The organism is Paenibacillus sp. UMB7766-LJ446, assembly GCF_030226665.1.
GTDB lineage: Bacteria > Bacillota > Bacilli > Paenibacillales > Paenibacillaceae > Paenibacillus > Paenibacillus vandeheii.
In genome coordinates this window covers 146,019-163,695 of record NZ_JASOYM010000013.1, presented here as the reverse complement: position 1 = coordinate 163,695, position 17,677 = coordinate 146,019, and the positions used below count along the sequence as shown (strand labels likewise).

Genomic DNA, 17,677 nt, shown 5'->3' with positions numbered 1-17,677 from the left:
CCCTGTCTTAAAACACATTTAAATTCATCATTTCAGCTGCTGTCACATGGTCCAGGTAATCTTCACACGCAGATCGACGGTATCCTGCATGTTGGACACGTAATACGATATCGACTTCATGCCAAGTTGATATAAATCCTGCAAATCCTCTACTAGTCCTGTTTCAGTACCCTTGTATCTGAAAGTCAGCGAGGTTCCGCCATCCTTAAGCACACTCTGAACTTTAGTTTTCAACGCGGAATGACCACTAATCGCATCACTTTCGTCGTATAGCGAATATTCCAGCGTATGATACAGCTTCTGATACGCGGTTGCTTTGCTGCCTCCTGCCTTCACCAACGTTTGCAAAGCTTCACGATAGGGGGCAGATGCAGCAGGATACTTGCCTTGAGCCGTCCAGACATGGTCACGTGCCATCTCATTATCACTGAGCAAATAATAACTGTGACTTACCTTCCCTTTGCGATCAGGAGTAGGATCATCCCATGTCGTGTCCATATGGTACCACTTGCCGTCCAGCTTGACGAGATTCCAGGCATGTAATTGATCACCAGCCGTTCCTTCCACAATCCGGTTATCTATACCCACCTGCTCCAGCATGCGATAAGCCAGCAAAGAATACCCTTGGCATACGGTGCTGCCGGTAACAAGTCCATCGTATGCAGTATATTTCTGCAAGGATGTATCGTAGGAAAGGTTAAGCACAATCCAGTCATGAATGGCTTTGACCTTCTCATGATTCGTCATACCCGGCACAATAATTTCTTTCAGCACATTGGTCACCTTGCGGTTCACATAATCGGTCTGTTCTTTGGTTTCCCGATATGCCAGCTTCACATGTACCTCTGCAGATACATTGGAGCCTTTATAGTTAAATGCGTAACTTTTAACGGTATATTGAATATAAGGATCACTGGTCATTGCTTCGTCAATGGAGCTCTGCAACTGTTTCTTGAGGCCTTTCACATTGCCTTTGTATGTAAAAACAAGTTCCTCCGTTCGCTGGGACATCGCGGTAAGCAACGTCTCACGCAGATCCGTATTCGTGGAAATGTCCGATGTTCCCGACGCCGCGTATAGCTGATCCAGATCAACCGCATGTGGCAGTGCCACAGCGACGAGACAGCCAGCCAATAGCAGGGTTATTACTCGTTTTCCGTGCTTGCCCATGAAAGGATACCACCTCTCTTTGCAAAGTTCTCATGCCTCATTGTATCACAAAAGGGATTGACGGCAGGCTTCTAGTTTTGTCGAAAAGCATCAAAAGAGACCCTCCGCAGAAGGTCCCTCTGTCTTCAGCAAAATAAACCTAACCTACCCGTTATTCTCATCATATGACGCTTCCGGGTATTTATGCAATAAAACAAACTCTGCTCAATATAAGCGATTGCCGCTCATAAAGGTATCCGTCTTGCCCTGAAGCTTGGCCAGACGTTCCAATACCTGCGCCGCTTCCGCAACCGTCACTTTACGTGCAGGCATAAAGCGACCTTCAATTGAAGGCAGTAATCCCAGCTTGATGCTAAGGGAGACAGCGCCCTTGTTGTTGACTGCACTGGCATCTGCCAGGTTGGGAAGGTCCGATGGCAATGTGTAGAATCCAGCTAATTTCTCATAGCGCAAAATGCGCACGAGCAATACTGCCAACTCTTCACGAGTCATCTCCTCTTCAGGATTTAGCTTCGTTTCAGGGTCGGCACCCGCTAACCATCGCTGATCGATCAATGTCCGCACAGCTTGGTAATAAGGGCTCTCCGGAGTGATGTCAGCATATAGATTGCCACTCCCGTTACCACTGTAGTACATATCCATATTCGGATTAACTGCTCTTGCCAGATAGGTAAACCAGTCTCCCTTGGTGATGACCCGATCCGGGAATACACGTCCCTGTTCATCTGCAAGAATTACGGCATGTTGGGTCATGTTCCGAAGTGCAGCCTCCGCTACATGACCGGAAATATCACTAGGTTCAACATTCGCTGCGACACTTCCTGTACCGTATAAAAACTTCCATTCTCCAGTGTTAGCATCAAGTACTTCATAGCTGGCAGTAACCGAATTTTCATTTCGTGTAGGCTGGTAAACCAGGTTTACGCCCGAGGGAACGACCTGACCGCTACTCATGGCATAACCACCGTAGCGTGAATAAGCCAGTATCAACTTAAATGCCTCCAGATATGTCGATTTTGCCTTTTCATAACTGATGGCTGGTTTGGTGTCTCTAGGCAATTGTTCAGGCGTTGCAGCAATCCTTGTATAAAATTCGTTAATGGCCCCATCCTTCAGGACCTGTACCTGTACTGTATCATCCATAACCGCAATTCCGTTCATATAGCGCTGGAACATAAATGTACGTGCATCTTCAAATTCAAGCACGCTGGACAACCGGAATTCTTCCGATGCATTGGGAACCAGTGCAATCACCTTATTGATGGCAAGCTTCTCCGCTTGTGTCCGGGTTACGGACTTAGTCTCATTCTCATCCGCTGGTTTCTCCTGCGCAGCACCCGGCTCCACCCGTTGATACAAGCTGTAACTATAAATCTGTCCAGTAAGCGCATCTACCTGTGCTGAAATATCTCGCATGAACATGTAGGATACATTCGCATTTCGATTGCTCCAGCTCAGGCTCCAGACTTGATTGTTTGGACTCCCATACTCGCCTTTGCTTAACTGACTATGCTCCAACTTGTAGCCTTTTGGAATATCGAAATTCTTTTTAATGATGTTCTCGGCCTGTTGTGCGTTTAACTTCTGGCCTTTCGCCGCGACAAAAGGAGCTATACTTCCTTTTAAAGATTTATTCAGTTGTATAGAATCGTCACCGATAGCTTTTCCAGTCATTGCGTTAATCGGCTCCAGAGTATTGGCCTCCAGCGGAACCATGCTGGAATTCTTCGGCATATAACCAAGATAGTACTGTTGTCCTTTAAGCGAAGATAGACGATCATTCGAGATATAAGCAAGCTGTACATCAAACTGCTCCTCAAATCGTTGTCTGGCCTTCTCTTCCGATGCTGCCGACTTCGATGAAGGATATTCAGCTTCAGTTGTACTTCTTGAATAGCCTGTCACTAGGCCACTTTCATCCACACTTATGTAGATCGTCTCTGCCTCAGACAACAACCCTTCGTGCTTAAGTTGGTAACCGTATCGATACTCCGTTCTGCCGAACAAAGATTGCTGTGCAGTGGATTGAAACTGATCTCCAAGAGAAGCATAATCATTTTCTTTCAATCCGGGAATGGCTTTGTACAGTAATGCTTCTGCCTGCTTCTCAGCCTCGTCTTTGGTCAATTTGACTTCAGAATCTGCTGATTGCTTATCCAGTAATTCAGACGGCAAATGTACGCTTAACACTTCCCCTGTGCCCGCATGTACCGTTGCGCTGAATCCCATCGTATGGTTTCCTTCGACAATTTGAAAACCGATATCCCACGCCTTGTAATCCGGCGGTGGGTAAGAGTTCGGTGAATCAAATCTTGCGGATGAGATCGTCGCCTTCTTTAACAATGGAAATAATTTCAGTATATTCTCGCTGGCTTGCTTGGAGGAGATTTTGGCTCCTTCAGGCACCTCGTTGTCTGTTACTCCAAGTTGTTGTTCTGTTTCCCCCGCAGCGGATTCTGTTACCCGTTCCGCTGTCGCTGCCGACGCGCTGCCTGCAAACCCTGGTGTCTGTGATGCCAGAAGCAATGTTGCCATGGCCGCTGTAGCCGCTTTGGCTGTGAACATTTTGAATCGTCCATTAAAATTCCAATCAAAACTCAAATCTGGACCTCTCCCTTCAATTTCATACAAGGATGCATGCAAAATAAACCTCGCATGAATATTGCCAGTCTATTCTATGATACCATAAGCTTCCTTTTTAATCGTCATTTTCCCAACAATTTTACAAATGTGAATTTCTGCATATTGTATAGAAAAAGCAAAAAACGCCAACCAGGTTGGCGTTTCAACGATCAGCCGGAGCATTAAATAGGCTGAATTTTCTCTATATTGACGTTCGGTAGAACCGATTCGTTGGACTGAGCCTGCACCTGTACATGATTTTTCAAAAACGGAATCACCGTATTCCAGAACGCAGGATCTTCTTCTGAACAGCTGTGCCCTCCGCTATTGACCCATAGATGCTCTACGGGCGGATCCGCTTTGGACATAAAATATTCAAGTTCGCTTGGTGGAATAAAGTTATCACCTTTGGAATGTACCATAAGCATCGGCAGCTGCATTCCCTTGCGCCGTTCATTCAGCAGCATCACGGGATCGCGCTGGCGATACGTTTTTAGAGATTCACCAAGCCGCCAGAACCAGATTCGCGGAATCAGCTGGGCCAGCGGAAACAGAGGCAGGCGTCGCCGTCTCAGCTCCGCACTGACGATAACCTCGAATTGGGATGGCATGGAGTCTGTAATCACCGCGGATACAGGAATGCCCTCCGTCACAGCAAGGATCGTCCCTAGACCGCCCAAGGAGTGTCCAAGCACACCGATCGCCGCAGAATCAATTTCCGGCCGTGACGATGTATATCGCAAGGCTGACAGAAGATCGTCGCGGAACAGGTAGGCTGAAGCCGCTTTAACCGGATCGCTGGCTCCATGGCTTCGAACATCGTACATAAAGAGAGCATAACCTGCTTCCCAAATGGGACGTGCATAACGGAGGACACGTGATCGGTTGGAGCCCCAACCATGTGCAATAATAACCAACGGCCAAGGCTTCGGGACATGAGCTCCGGCCGGAATGAACCAGCCATGAACTCTCCCGCCTCCGCTCTCGAAGGTTATATCCTCAAATGGCATGGGCGGTGTGAGCGTAATCGGAATCTTTTTGGGGGTCTGGCTATTTACGGCTGCCTTCCATAAACCACCCGCAGTTACCGCGGCAACAGCAATCATCCCGCCAATCATCGTTTTAGCTTTCACTGATGTCACTCCTCTCCGTTTTCTGGCTAACTCCATCATACGGCATCAAGATCAACAGGACGTTAATCCACATCACTTCTTATATTATCTATGGATACAGAATCTCTCCTTACATATATCCCGATGTGTCTGGTCCACTTCCGTTCGGTTGGTATTCTGTTTCAATCTTCGATTTTCGCTATGTCCACAAATGCACGTGTGCAAGCAGCAATCTGCTCATCATTCCCTGCTGCAAGAGCTTCTCGTGGCAGAAGTGCACTTCCAAGGCCCACTGCTGCGGCACCCGCAGCATAATAATCTGCAATGTTATCCAGAGTGGCTCCTCCTGTTGCAAGCAGCGGAATATGATTCAGTGGAGCCTTGATTTCACGTAGATATGGAATGCCCAGACTGGCCATTGGGAACAGCTTCACCACTTTGGCTCCTGCTTCATATGCAGCAACAATCTCCGTTGGCGTCATTGCCCCGGGCCAGATCTCCACTCCATGTTCTACAGCATATTCAATAACAGACAGATCGACATTCGGAGACACGAGAAATTGGGCACCCGCTGCAACGGCTTCTTTCGCCATCTGCACATTCATTACCGTACCTGCTCCAATATAAGCCTTACCCTCATGTCGTACGCGCCAGTCTGCAATAATATCGTGTGCACCGGCTGTGTTTAGCGTCACTTCCATCAGACGGATTCCCCCATCTGTCATCCCCTGCCCTGCTGCCTGAGCAGATTCCCTGCTAATACCACGAACAATGGCTACCAGTCTCGATTCTAATAATACTTCCGTCAGATTCATGCCAACTTCCCCTTGTTTCATAGATTCGGCAGCCGAAGACAAGTATTCGTTATCACCGCTTTTCCGTTAGTTACTATTGTAAAGCATATCGTCCCCTGGATGTAATCATTTGATCCAATTTCTTGTGAGAGAGAGTGTATCAAAAGCTCCGGTTTTACAGTGAAAAGAAAACGCAAAAACCTCTCCAAGGAACAGGGTGTAAACCACACCATCCATTCCGTTAGAGAGGTTCTATGTTCTACATATCCATTAGATCATTTTCAACTAACCTTGAATTTACATATATGCCCTAAGCCTTTTCCAGCACACTATCCTTCTCCAGATCCTTGAAATACTTATCATTGTACAACATGCTGGGATGTGTTGGATGGTACATCAAAGCAATATCATTATGCTCTTTCGCTTTTGCCCGATTGCCCATCCGGTCATAACATACACACAATTGTAGATGCGGCATCCATGTCCAAGCAGCTTCGTTCAATACGACCATCGGATCCGTCGGGCGTATGGCGCGGGTAGCCTGTTCATACCAGAATATCGCTTTGCGATAATCTTCACGGTCGGCAAAATATCCACCCAATCGGCAGCAAATCTCTGCCCTCGGTAAATCAAAGGCAAAGGATCTCAGCAATGCCGAAACTTCCTTTTCCGAATGTTCAAGTGCTGCCTCGCAATCCGCTATCTTCTGGCATGCTGCAATCTGATCCTCCACCCATCCCAACCCGGTGTCCAGGAATTTCCCGTAGTAGTTCACTGCATCCTCAAAATGCCCGTGGTCTTTCAGTTCATTGCCAAAATAATATAAGTCACGCGGGGAGAATTCCTCCCCTGCTTGTTCGCGTTTGCGATAAATCTTTAGATTGCGATCCGTGTATTCCTTATCCTTCTTATGCGTGACTGCCACATCACTATGCAGCAGATGACCGGCCACTTCCAGATATTCATGTACTGCACCAATCCAGCGATAATTCCGATCCCGGCGCACCAGTCGGTTCCGCCGCAGACTGTATGCCACCTTACCCTCCGCCGTAAAGGACAGATGATAATCCATTGTGACACTGTCCACAGCAGGGTCCAGGGAACGCTTCAGTTCAATAAGCTTCACCCGGTCGTCCGGTTCAAACACATCATCTGCATCCAGCCATAATATATATTCACTTGTTGCCTGTTCAAAGGCAAAGTTCCTTGCTGCCGCAAAATCATCCACCCATTCAAAATCGATGATACGTTCCGTATAACGAGCTGCAATCTGGCGTGTCTGGTCCGTGGAACCTGTATCCACGATCACAATCTCGTCAGCGATTCCGTTAACCGAGTCCAAACATCTGGCGAGGGAAGCCTCTTCATTTTTGACAATCATACACAGCGAAATACTGATCGATTCCTCTCCGCGTATAGCTCTGCGATTAAAAGCAGCTACTCCCTGCAATTCCGACAGTCGGTAGATGTGGTAGGCCGGAAAATGGGTATCCACGTATAATCGAAAGCCCAGTGCCTGAGCACGAATGCAAAAATGGCGATCTTCCCCCCAGAAAGATACGTTGGGAATCTTGTCATAGGTAACCCCGGCCTCCAGAACGTTCCTGCGAATAAGGGTACACGCGCCAAGTCCCCCCACTTCATAACAACCCGGTGTACGTAATTGCCTTAGAAACGTATCCGTTTGTGTACTCTCGTCCTCCGCTTCCGCCCCTGTAACGGGTTTGCCTCTCTTGCGGAATAGCGCGTACTCGTCCTGCAGCCAGACTTGCGGCATTTCCCTTGTGCCCGGCTGCCATCGTGTCCAAAAGATATTGGAGACAATCTCCTTCCCGCTGGATACGAGCTGTTCCAATGCCCGAGGGTGCAGAACAAGATCGGAATCAATCAGAAATACAGCATCATACTGCTGATCACGGGCATAGGCCAATATACGATTTTTCAAACCTGCTACCCGCCAGATCTGTTCGTCCCGCCAATAATGCCCACCCTCGTCCTTGTTGTATATTCCTTTCCCCTGATTGGCATCCGCTTCATTCACATCTGCATCGATAAGGATCCCTTCATGCTGGAGTACAAACTCACGGAGCATATTGGATGCCGCTTCCTCTTCATTGTCGTTCACAAACAGATAGTCTGTCGTTACCGTTGTTCGCTCAAGCGATTCCAGGGACTGAAGAAATTCACGGAGTACCGCAGCCGTCTGCCGAACAGGACTTGCGATAAGAATCTTTTCCTTTGGCTCTTCTTTATCTTTTTCTTTTTCCTTCTTCAAATGGATGGTCCTCCTTCCCTTATTCCGACCATTGCAGGAGTCTTGGCTCTGTATCCAAAATGGATTCATACTGCTCCTTCCAGCCATATCTCGCATCCGGGTCCAATGCCTGATAACGCTCGTATTTACGAATTCGGTCCTCTGCACGTGCCCAGCCATAATGCTTCACCCGAGGGGAGTGGCATCCATAGGCAAAATGCTGAATAGTTAGTGGAAAACGGCCGCAGTGCTGCGGGGTTTCCTTCCATTCATAGCTCCATTCCGGGCGATATCGGACCAGAAACGGCCGATAATACGCATGCGCCTGCCAATATTGGTCATCCCGGTAATGCGTCTCGCTCCACATATCAAACAACCTAAAATAAATGGCGTCCTCCGTCCCACCCAATAGTTGATTCCGAACAATGCCAAAATCGGTCGTCAGAATTTCATCCGCGTCCAGGTTCAAAATCCATTCCGGTCCGGTAGCCACCGTGGTCTCCCACTGCTGCTTGCGTAAACTCACCTCATCTGCAAACAGGGAGGCCGGGTTCACAATCAACGTAAGGGGAATACCCGCTAGCATTTCCTGGCATAAAGCAACGGTATGGTCCGTACTGCCGTCGTCAATAATCACCGCACGATCAATCCACGGCCGGTGAGTCTCTAACGCCTGTCTGAGATACCTGTGTTCCTCATTGCGGACAATCATGGACAAGGTGACATGCGGCCTTGTGGTTCCTTCACAATCTTCCAAATCCCCACCTCCAGGCTGAGTCTGTCACGCGTTATAACTGATGTGATATGGCTGTTTAATTTAGCCGAACCCCTGTTAACCTCAATATCTAATCTATGCGCGTCTGGAAGAGGGTTATGTCTGGCATGGAGACCTTTCATGACGTTTAAGAAACTTGAGCATATGATATGTGCCTCTTTCATGAACAACGACAAAAAAGGCACCTGCTTCGGCAGGTGCCTCCCTAATAAACTATTTCATTGGTTTAATATTTAATGACCTATTGAGATGTCGATCTGGAAAAAGTCTGAATAATCAACGATATGCTGCCAGTCGATCATTCAGGCTGCGTGTTTGCCCATATACATCCTGATACAATGCAAACAGTCCATCATATACGGCAACCGTTTCCGGATTTGGGGCATAGGATTTGGCTGGACGAATGAACGCCGCCGCACATTCCTGCAAGGATGGGAACCAGCCACAGCCATAAGCCGCCAGCATCGCCGCGCCCATCGCAGGACCCTGCTCACTTTCCAATTTCACAATAGTTGCATTGAACACATCGGCCTGCATTTGCAGCCAAGCTTCATTTTTGGCGCCTCCACCAATGGAGATCACTTCATTGACCGTTTTGCCAGCATTACGCAAAATATCGATGGACTCACGCAGCGAGAACGTAATGCCCTCCATCACAGCACGTCCAAAGTGCTCCAGCTTATGTCCGGCATCCATGCCGATAAAGCTGCCGCGAATGTTTGCATCTGGATGCGGCGTACGCTCACCAACGATATAAGGCGTGAACAGCAATCCGTTGCTTCCAGCAGGAATCGCATCAATGCCCTGCAAGAGTACATCAAATGATTTGTCCGCAGCAAATGTATCTTTGAACCAGGACAGGCTGTATCCAGCCGCAAGGGTTACGCCCATAATATAGAAGGCATCTTTCTCGCCGTGGTTAAAAAAGTGCACTTTGCCTTCGAAATCGAGATCCTTGCGCTCTTCATAGGAAAGCACAACCCCGGACGTTCCGATGCTGCACATCGTCTGTCCTTCATTCAGAATGCCTGCGCCAATGGCTCCACATGCATTGTCCGCACCACCTGCAAATACTTTGGTTGCTGCTGCAAGTCCTGTTTGATCCGCAATCTCAGACAGCAATGTGCCCACTTCCTCAAATGACTCTACAAGACGTGGGCACAAGGATACCGGCAGTTCAAAAGCTTCCGCGATCTCTGTGCTCCACTGCTTGCCTGCAACGTCCAGCAGCAATGTGCCCGCTGCATCCGAATAATCCATGGCATAATCACCTGTCAGGCGATATCGCACATAGTCCTTCGGCAGCAGGAACAGGGCCGCTTGTTGCAGCAATTCCGGCTCGTTCTCCTGTACCCAAAGGATTTTCGGCAAGGTGAATCCTTCCAGCGCACGGTTACGAGCGATGCTCAGCAGTTTGCCATCCAGTACTTTCTCGATGCGGCGGCACTGAGCCGTTGTCCGCGTATCGTTCCACAGAATGGCATTGCGCAGCGGTTTGCCCTCGGCATCCACCAGCACCAATCCATGCATCTGCCCGGAGAAGCTCAGTCCTTCGATTTCCGAAGGATGTACACCGGACACTTCCAGCAATTTGCGCAGCGAAACAATCGTCTGCTCTACCCAATCCTCGGGATTTTGTTCACTGTATCCAGCCTTGGGCTGGTACAGCGGATAAGCCTCCGATGCTTCAAACGCTACTTTCCCTTCACGGTTAACCAGCACAGTTTTAACTGCGCTTGTTCCCAGATCGACACCAATTACGTAACTCATGGGTTAACTCCTCTCGTTTGTAACAGGATTGTATAAATGAAACCTTGATGCTCATGTGGCCACTCCGTGATCAGAAAACCCTCGGATCGCCGTTACCCCCGGATTTCCTTTATACCCTTTTCCAAGGGTGAAATCCGGGGATAAATGCGCACGCTCCGCTTCCTCGGGTCCTTTCTGCTCACTCCGTTCTGCATGCAACATCTTAGACAAACATTTATATCAAAGTAAAAACGTACTCGTTCTTATAGCGAAAAGATTGATCCATTGACCTTGATTCGTCATTGGTTATAAATGAAACCTTGATACGAATGTAGGTCACTCGTGTATCAAGGACTCAGGTATCAAAAAACCGCCCCCGCCTTCCCAGGGGAAAGTCGGGAACGGTCTGAATGTCATGCTTGTTCAGGCGTTCCGTGGTACAAGCTTATACTTATACAGGGCAGGCATGGTTACACATCATGTCTGCCTTGCACAGGTGAATTCTGATATTAGTCAGCCAGGATGTATTGGTTGAGTTTCGCTCTCAGCAATTCCTGACGTCCGGATTGGTTTTTGCGTGGGCTTTCGTTGTTCAGCGCGTACTCTGCAAGGGAAGCCAGTGTTGCTTTACCCGCAACCACATCTGCACCGATACCTTCGCTGAAGCTGCTGTAACGTTTTTCGATGAAGTCATCGAACACGCGATCTTCAATCAATTTCGCTGCTACTTTCAGACCTTTAGCATACGTATCCATGCCTGCGATGTGTGCCAGGAACAGATCGTCTGCTTCGAAGGAACCACGACGTACTTTGGCGTCGAAGTTCACACCACCACGGCCGATACCGCCGTTTTTCAATACTTCGTACATCGTCAATGTAGCATCGTACATATCAACCGGGAACTCATCCGTATCCCAACCGATCAGCATGTCGCCTTGGTTGGCATCGAGCGAACCGAGCATGCCGTTTGTACGGGCAACGCGGATCTCGTGATCGAAGGTGTGACCAGCCAGTGTAGCATGGTTAGCTTCCAGGTTCAGTTTGAAATGTTTGTCCAAACCGTATTTTTGCAGGAATGCAATGGAAGTTGCTGCATCATAGTCATATTGGTGCTTGGTTGGCTCTTTCGGTTTAGGCTCGATCAGGAATTGTGCATCAAAGCCAATTTCTTTCGCGTAATCTACTGCCATGTGGAACATGCGGGCAATGTTGTCTTGCTCCAGCTGCATGTCTGTGTTGAGCAATGTGTCATAACCTTCACGACCGCCCCAGAACACATAGTTTTCTGCGCCCAGACGTTTACCCACTTCCAGACCTTTCTTGATTTGCGCTGCAGCATGAGCGTACACGTCTGCGTTGCAAGTGGAAGCTGCACCAAACATAAAGCGCGGGTTGGAGAACATGTTCGCTGTGTTCCAAAGCAGTTTTTTGCCGCTGGATTTCATGTGACCTTCAATCAGGTCTACGATCGTATCGATGTTGCTGTAGAACTCACGCAGGCTGTTGCCTTCTGGTGCGATGTCTACATCGTGGAAACAGAAGAACGGGAGATTCATTTTTTCCAAAAATTCAAATGCCGCTTCCACGCGTACTTTCGCGAGGTCCAGACCGGAGTATTTATCCCAAGAACGAACAGCAGTTTCCGCACCAAACGGGTCACTACCACCCGCTGTTAATGTATGCCAGTAAGCCATGCCGAAACGGAAGTGCTCTTCCATTGATTTCCCAGCGACAACTTCTTCCGGATTATAATGTTTAAAAGCAAATGGATTCGTGGAATCTTTACCTTCAAATGCAATTTTATTAACGGATTCAAAATAGGCCATGTATAATGCCTCCTCAATAGTTTTAAAAGTAATCGTTTACAACGTTATCCTATCACATCGGTTATACTTTGTCTATTGGTTAAACAAAGTAAAAATAAAAATGTTTTTTGCTCGTTTGTTTACGCTATAATAGTCGAATAGCTTGTTTACGGAAAGCGGGTCTGAACCCTTTTATAGAAGAATAGGAGTGCCTAATGGATATGAAAATTACCGGAGACCAGATGCTGGTCAAAAAAATAAACAAGTCGATCGTCCTGGATACGATTCGTCGTTATGCCCCCCTCTCCCGTGCTCGGGTATCCGAGATTACAGGACTGAATAAAGCCACGGTATCCAATCTGGTTGCCGATCTGATCAATGATGAGCTCTTGCAGGAGATTGGGCCTGGGGAATCCAGCGGTGGACGCAAACCTCTGATGCTGCTATTTCGGGGTACAGCGGGATATGCCGTAGGTTTGGAGCTCAGCGTGACCCACTTAAAGGGTGTGCTTACCGATCTGGAAGGTCATATTATGACAGAGTACGCCGTTAAGCTGGAACATCATGATGTGTCCTCTGTATTTGAACAGTTGAAGCTTGCCGCAGAAAATCTGATACATGCGGCCCCTCCCTCCCCTCACGGAGTAATTGGCATTGGTATCGGGGTGCCGGGCATGGTGGACGAGGAAGGAACGGTACTGTTTGCACCCAACCTGGGGTGGGAGAAAGTCCCCCTGCGTGCCATGCTGGAAGAAGCATTCGAGCTGCCAGTAACGATCGATAATGAAGCCAATGCAGGTGCGCATGGAGAATTAAATTTTGGTGCAGGCATCGGAGTACGTCATCTGATCTATATCAGCGCAGGCATCGGGATTGGTTCAGGCATTATGGTGGATGGCGAGTTGTACAAAGGAGCCTGGGGATATGCGGGAGAAACAGGCCATATGTCCATTGAAGCAGAGGGCAGACCTTGCTCCTGTGGCAATCGTGGTTGCTGGGAGTTATATGCTTCGGAGAAAGCTTATGAGCACCCCGATCATCAGTTGATTTTGCCAGCACATACCACACGGGAATTAATTGATTATGCACAGCAAGGCGATGAAGATGTATTGAAGCTGTACCAAGAAATCGGCCGTAAACTAGGCGTGGGCATCACCAATATTGTCAACAGCTTCAACCCGGAGCGTATCATTATCGGTGGCCCTCTTTCTGAAGCAGGACCATGGATTGAAACGACGCTCAAACAAGTGGTGGAGGAGCGCACTTTGCCCTATCATCGCCGCAGTTTGCAGATTGAATGGGCAGCCCTGGGTAGTCGGTCCACACGTGTTGGTGCCGCTTACTCAGCAATTTCCCAATTTTTAGGAAAAATAAGAGTTTCCGTCTAATAATCGATGAAAATTGACATCATTTTGCCCCATTTCCTCCCTTTTTGTTAAAGAAATCCAGAGGTATAATAGGGTTATGTGATTTTTGTCATCGCGGCATGAATGTCGCTGTGTTAATTCCGATAACGAAACGGAGTGAAAATTCGTGACCTACGTGGATACTTCAGATATCTCGGCGCAAATGTTTGTCACCGTACTCCTGTTCCTGATCGTGCTTGCGCCGCTGTTCAGCCTTGGCATACTTCGATTGTTTCAGAGCAAAAAGAAGGCTGGTTTCATGTACATGCTGTCAGGCGTACTGGTGTATGTTGTATTTCAGACCTTTATGAGTATCTTTTTTTAGATAAAATAGGTATGGTTTTAATGTCAAATCCCCTTTTACACCCACAAAAGAGTTCATGAAACATGTGCTCTGTTGTAGCTGTGAAAGGGGATTTTTCATCATGCAGACGGGTTGAATTTCACTAGACCATTCAGTGTGATGAACTACCTAATTCAAATAAAAGAAGCCTTAGTCCAGTTCTGGACCAAGGCTCCCCCAATATATATTCAAACGGCTCGCGCGAACCGGAATAGCTCCATGTGACTTGAACTTACCCTATGAGGGTAAATTAAGCGTCCAGCGCTTTGGCAAATTGGGTTTTGTTCATACCCAGAATGCGGTGTTCACCAATAACAGTCAGAGGCACGGCACGTACGCCCATATCCCATACTTGTTGTGCGAACTCGTCGCTTGTCTCGATATTGCGCTCTTCATAAGAGATGCCTTTGTCAGCCAAGAAGCTTTTTACCGATTTGCAGTTTGGGCAGTTGGTTGATGTGTATACAATTACGTTTTCCATGTTTATTCACCTCATATTTTTTTTATAGACTAATCTATTGATATATACAGCTCTTCCCTTACAGGACTACTGCGCTGTGCTCCAAGCTTTCAATATATTTCTCTGTATCCATCGCAGCCATACATCCACTACCTGCTGCTGTAATCGCTTGTTTGTAACGGGTATCCTGTACGTCACCACAAGCAAATACGCCTGGGATATTCGTCTCGGATGTGCCCGGTGTAGTCAGAATATAACCGTGCTCATCGGTTGTGATCTGTCCGCCCAGGAATCCAGTGTTTGGTGTGTGACCAATCGCTACGAATACACCACTAGCCGGGATGATTTCTTCTACACCTGTTTCGTTGTTCAGTACTTTCAATCCAGTTACGCCGTTGTCGCCAGCCAGCACTTCAAGAGGGGTACGGTTCAATGCCATCTCCACTTTCTCGTTGCTGCGTGCACGATCCTGCATGATTTTGGAACCACGCAATTCTTCACGACGGTGTACCAGGGTTACTTTGGAACCGAAACGGGACAGGAAGCTCGCTTCCTCCAGCGCGGAGTCGCCACCGCCAATAACGATGATTTCTTTGTTGCGGAAGAAGAATCCGTCACATGTCGCACAAGTGCTGACACCACGGCCCACATTCGTTTCTTCGCCAGGAATACCGAGGTATTTAGCAGAAGCGCCTGTAGACAGGATCAAGGTTTCCGATACAAGCTCACCCATGCCTTCTACCTGAACCTTGAATGGACGCTCGCTCATATCGATGTTGTTTACCCAGCCTGTACGGAATTCTGCACCGAAGCGTTCTGCTTGTTTACGCATATTGTCCATCAGTTCAGGACCCATGATGCCGTCAGGGAAACCTGGGAAGTTCTCCACTTCGGTTGTTGTTGTCAGTTGACCACCAGGTTGCGGTCCTTCAATAACGAGTGGATTCAAGTTAGCACGTGCCAGATAGATTGCTGCTGTCAGCCCTGCAGGGCCTGTTCCAATAATAATTGATTTATACATGTATAGTTCCTCCCCCGGGTTCTGCAAAAGGTCAGGCTCTCCGGCATCAAAAGCAATTGCTTTTGCATACACTAGAACAAAAGCCTAGATCATGTCCACTTGACCTGCCTATTATGACAATTAACCTATGCAGAAACGGAATTCTAATTTATAATCATTCTAATCTGTTGTTCATTATGAGCGCTTTTATGTACGGTGTCAATGCTCGGCAGCGATTATGAAGAAGTCTTCATCAGGAGGGAAAATGGAAGCATGAACGATGCACTCATTGGCAGCTTTATCTCAGCCATGTCTACCGGCCTTGGGGCCATACCTATTCTATTTATGCGCAAAGTAACCCACCGTCTGCGTGATATTTTGCTTGCTTACGCAGCAGGCATCATGACCTCTGCCTCGGTGTACAATCTCATTCCGGAAGCGCTCGGGCAATCCAATCTGTTCGTACTAGCCCTCGGTATTATGCTCGGCAGCATGGTCCTGCTTGTGCTTGAGATGAAGATTCCACATGTGGATCTTGAAAATCCCGAGAAGATGCCTTTCAAAATTGAAGCCAAAGCCTTCATGATCATTGCAGCCATCACCATGCATAACCTGCCCGAAGGGCTATCAGTAGGTGTCAGCTACGCGAGCAGTGACGCAGGACTTGGCAATCTGATAGCCTTTTCCATTGGATTGCAGAATGCGCCGGAAGGATTCCTGGTTGCCCTTTTCCTTGTCAATCAGAACATCGGTCGCTTCAAGGCGCTCGGCATCGCCACGCTGACGGGTGCAGTTGAGATTGTTACAGCCATGATTGGTTACACACTCAGTAGTCTGGTATCCGGTCTGGTCCCTTATGGTCTTGCCTTTGCTGCGGGCGCAATGATGTTCATCGTGTACAAGGAGCTGATTCCCGAAAGCCATGGCGATGGCAATGCGCGGGCAGCAACGGTTTCCTTTTTGCTCGGACTGATCACGATGATTGGCCTGACTGAACTTTTCTAATGAAGGAACAGCCCTCACATAAACAAAACGATGGACGGCAAAAAAACCTGAAAGGACAGCGGCTCGCTGAACTTCCAGGTTCTTTTTTTGTTCACAAATGAAGATTGAATGAAATCGTTGGAACGATCTGTAAAGATCGTTTGACCATTACAAGCCGGATTTGATAAATCGAATCAATTCAGCATTGAATTTTTCCAATTCATCATAGAATGCCCCGTGACCACTCTCCTCAAAAGCAATCAATTGAGAACCGGCAATGCCTTTATGCATCTCCTCGGCGAACTCAAACGGACAAATCTCATCCTTTTTCCCGTGCAAAATGGCTGTTGGCACCTGAATCGAACTCAGATCCCCGCGCAAATCCTCATCCCGCAGTGCAATTGCACTGTTAATCGTGCCGTAAGATGAGGCTTCCATGCCCAAAGCATGGAACCAATCCATGAACGGCTGGCTGTGCTGCTTCGCGAAAAACATACCGCCAAACGTCTCCAACAGCTTCGGACGATCTGCGAAGATCGGCTCGATAATCTGCTCGGTCAGCTGCGCCGGAGGCAATCCATACGGATAACCTTCGCGCTGTGTGAACACCGGTGCCGCCGCTGACAATAGCGCCAGCTTGGATACACCATGTCCCGCATGGCGGGCCATATAATGCACGGCAATCGCTCCACCCATGGAGAAGCCTGCAAGTACAGCGTCCGTCAGTTGCAGGTCATCAATCACGGCACGAACATCGTCCGCCATGCGGTCATAATCATACCCTGTCGAAGGTTTATCCGATTTGCCGTAACCTCTGAAATCGATGGCAATCGCACGAATACCCTGATTCGGCAATACATTTAATTGATACTCGAACATTTTATAATTGACGGGCCAGCCGTGCAAAAAGATAACCGGTGTTCCTTCACCAATTTCTTCAACAAATATACTCACATTCGGTTCCACTTGTACGTAACGCCCCATATTGAACAGCTCCCTCATCGTCAAATCGTTACAGCGGCAAACGGCCAGTCTGTGCGATTAAAATTTTATATGGTTAATCTTCAATAGAATAAACGCTCTATAAGTCTGTTCCATTCATAACGCCCATCTAGAATCTTCTCTTTTGAATCATTACCCGTTGACTTGAGATTCAAACGCTGAATTAAGCTTCATTAATTGAGGAAGCACCGTCCTAGACGT

The 17,677-nt window shown here is 47.9% G+C and carries 15 protein-coding genes and 1 pseudogene; 3 read left to right on the top strand and 13 right to left on the bottom strand.

Features of this window, described 5'->3' with window-relative positions; genetic code table 11:
- Positions 1-42 precede the first annotated feature (42 nt).
- From QP794_RS26500 to xylA, 10 genes and pseudogenes are all read right to left on the bottom strand, one after another.
- Positions 43-1,170 (bottom strand): transglutaminase domain-containing protein, encoded by a 1,128-nt coding sequence (locus QP794_RS26500; protein WP_285079733.1) that lies wholly within the window; start codon positions 1,168-1,170, stop codon positions 43-45.
- 204 nt (positions 1,171-1,374) lie between these two features.
- Entirely contained in the window at positions 1,375-3,771 is a 2,397-nt protein-coding gene (locus tag QP794_RS26495; RefSeq protein ID WP_285079732.1) for a YcdB/YcdC domain-containing protein, read from the bottom strand.
- Positions 3,772-3,974: 203 nt separating this feature from the next.
- A complete protein-coding gene (locus tag QP794_RS26490) occupies positions 3,975-4,925 on the bottom strand; it encodes an alpha/beta hydrolase (RefSeq protein ID WP_256984725.1) in 951 nt (316 codons plus the stop codon).
- Positions 4,926-5,086: 161 nt separating this feature from the next.
- Positions 5,087-5,719, bottom strand: coding sequence for a bifunctional 4-hydroxy-2-oxoglutarate aldolase/2-dehydro-3-deoxy-phosphogluconate aldolase (locus QP794_RS26485; RefSeq protein WP_285079731.1), 633 nt, complete (start codon positions 5,717-5,719; stop codon positions 5,087-5,089).
- A gap of 289 nt (positions 5,720-6,008) precedes the next feature.
- Positions 6,009-7,079, bottom strand: coding sequence for a glycosyltransferase (locus tag QP794_RS33385; RefSeq protein ID WP_483311959.1), 1,071 nt, complete (start codon positions 7,077-7,079; stop codon positions 6,009-6,011).
- 423 nt (positions 7,080-7,502) lie between these two features.
- Positions 7,503-8,042, bottom strand: a pseudogene (locus tag QP794_RS33380) (hypothetical protein); the annotation flags it as partial.
- Positions 7,993-8,709, bottom strand: a complete 717-nt coding sequence (locus QP794_RS26475) for a glycosyltransferase family 2 protein (protein ID WP_285079729.1) — start codon at positions 8,707-8,709, stop codon at positions 7,993-7,995. The gene QP794_RS26475 and the pseudogene QP794_RS33380, both read right to left, overlap by 50 nt.
- Positions 8,710-9,003: 294 nt before the next feature.
- Positions 9,004-10,497 carry a xylulokinase gene (gene xylB, locus QP794_RS26470; RefSeq protein WP_285079728.1) on the bottom strand — a complete coding sequence of 498 codons (1,494 nt, stop codon included), beginning with the start codon at positions 10,495-10,497 and terminating at the stop codon, positions 9,004-9,006.
- Between the two features lie 51 nt (positions 10,498-10,548).
- Positions 10,549-10,698 carry a hypothetical protein gene (locus tag QP794_RS26465; protein WP_285079727.1) on the bottom strand — a complete coding sequence of 50 codons (150 nt, stop codon included), beginning with the start codon at positions 10,696-10,698 and terminating at the stop codon, positions 10,549-10,551.
- Positions 10,699-10,985: 287 nt separating this feature from the next.
- On the bottom strand, positions 10,986-12,302 hold the full coding sequence (gene xylA, locus QP794_RS26460) for a xylose isomerase (RefSeq protein WP_024631388.1): 1,317 nt from the start codon (positions 12,300-12,302) through the stop codon (positions 10,986-10,988).
- A 200-nt stretch (positions 12,303-12,502) separates the two neighbouring features.
- Between xylA and QP794_RS26455 the strand changes: the two genes are divergently transcribed.
- Positions 12,503-13,669: an ROK family protein gene (locus QP794_RS26455; protein WP_285079726.1), complete on the top strand. Its 1,167-nt coding sequence runs from the start codon at positions 12,503-12,505 to the stop codon at positions 13,667-13,669.
- 145 nt (positions 13,670-13,814) lie between these two features.
- Positions 13,815-14,012 carry a hypothetical protein gene (locus QP794_RS26450; protein ID WP_053779005.1) on the top strand — a complete coding sequence of 66 codons (198 nt, stop codon included), beginning with the start codon at positions 13,815-13,817 and terminating at the stop codon, positions 14,010-14,012.
- 268 nt (positions 14,013-14,280) lie between these two features.
- Here QP794_RS26450 and QP794_RS26445 read toward each other — a convergent pair whose 3' ends face one another.
- Both QP794_RS26445 and trxB read right to left on the bottom strand, forming a co-directional pair.
- Positions 14,281-14,511 (bottom strand): glutaredoxin family protein, encoded by a 231-nt coding sequence (locus QP794_RS26445; protein ID WP_024631391.1) that lies wholly within the window; start codon positions 14,509-14,511, stop codon positions 14,281-14,283.
- Between the two features lie 58 nt (positions 14,512-14,569).
- On the bottom strand, positions 14,570-15,511 hold the full coding sequence (gene trxB, locus QP794_RS26440; RefSeq protein ID WP_024631392.1) for a thioredoxin-disulfide reductase: 942 nt from the start codon (positions 15,509-15,511) through the stop codon (positions 14,570-14,572).
- A gap of 252 nt (positions 15,512-15,763) precedes the next feature.
- On the opposite strand from trxB, the gene QP794_RS26435 reads away from it, so the two are divergent.
- Positions 15,764-16,495, top strand: a complete 732-nt coding sequence (locus QP794_RS26435) for a ZIP family metal transporter (RefSeq protein ID WP_053779008.1) — start codon at positions 15,764-15,766, stop codon at positions 16,493-16,495.
- A 147-nt stretch (positions 16,496-16,642) separates the two neighbouring features.
- Here the strand turns inward: QP794_RS26435 and QP794_RS26430 are convergent, their stop codons facing one another.
- Positions 16,643-17,458, bottom strand: a complete 816-nt coding sequence (locus QP794_RS26430; protein ID WP_285079725.1) for an alpha/beta fold hydrolase — start codon at positions 17,456-17,458, stop codon at positions 16,643-16,645.
- Positions 17,459-17,677: the final 219 nt, after the last annotated feature.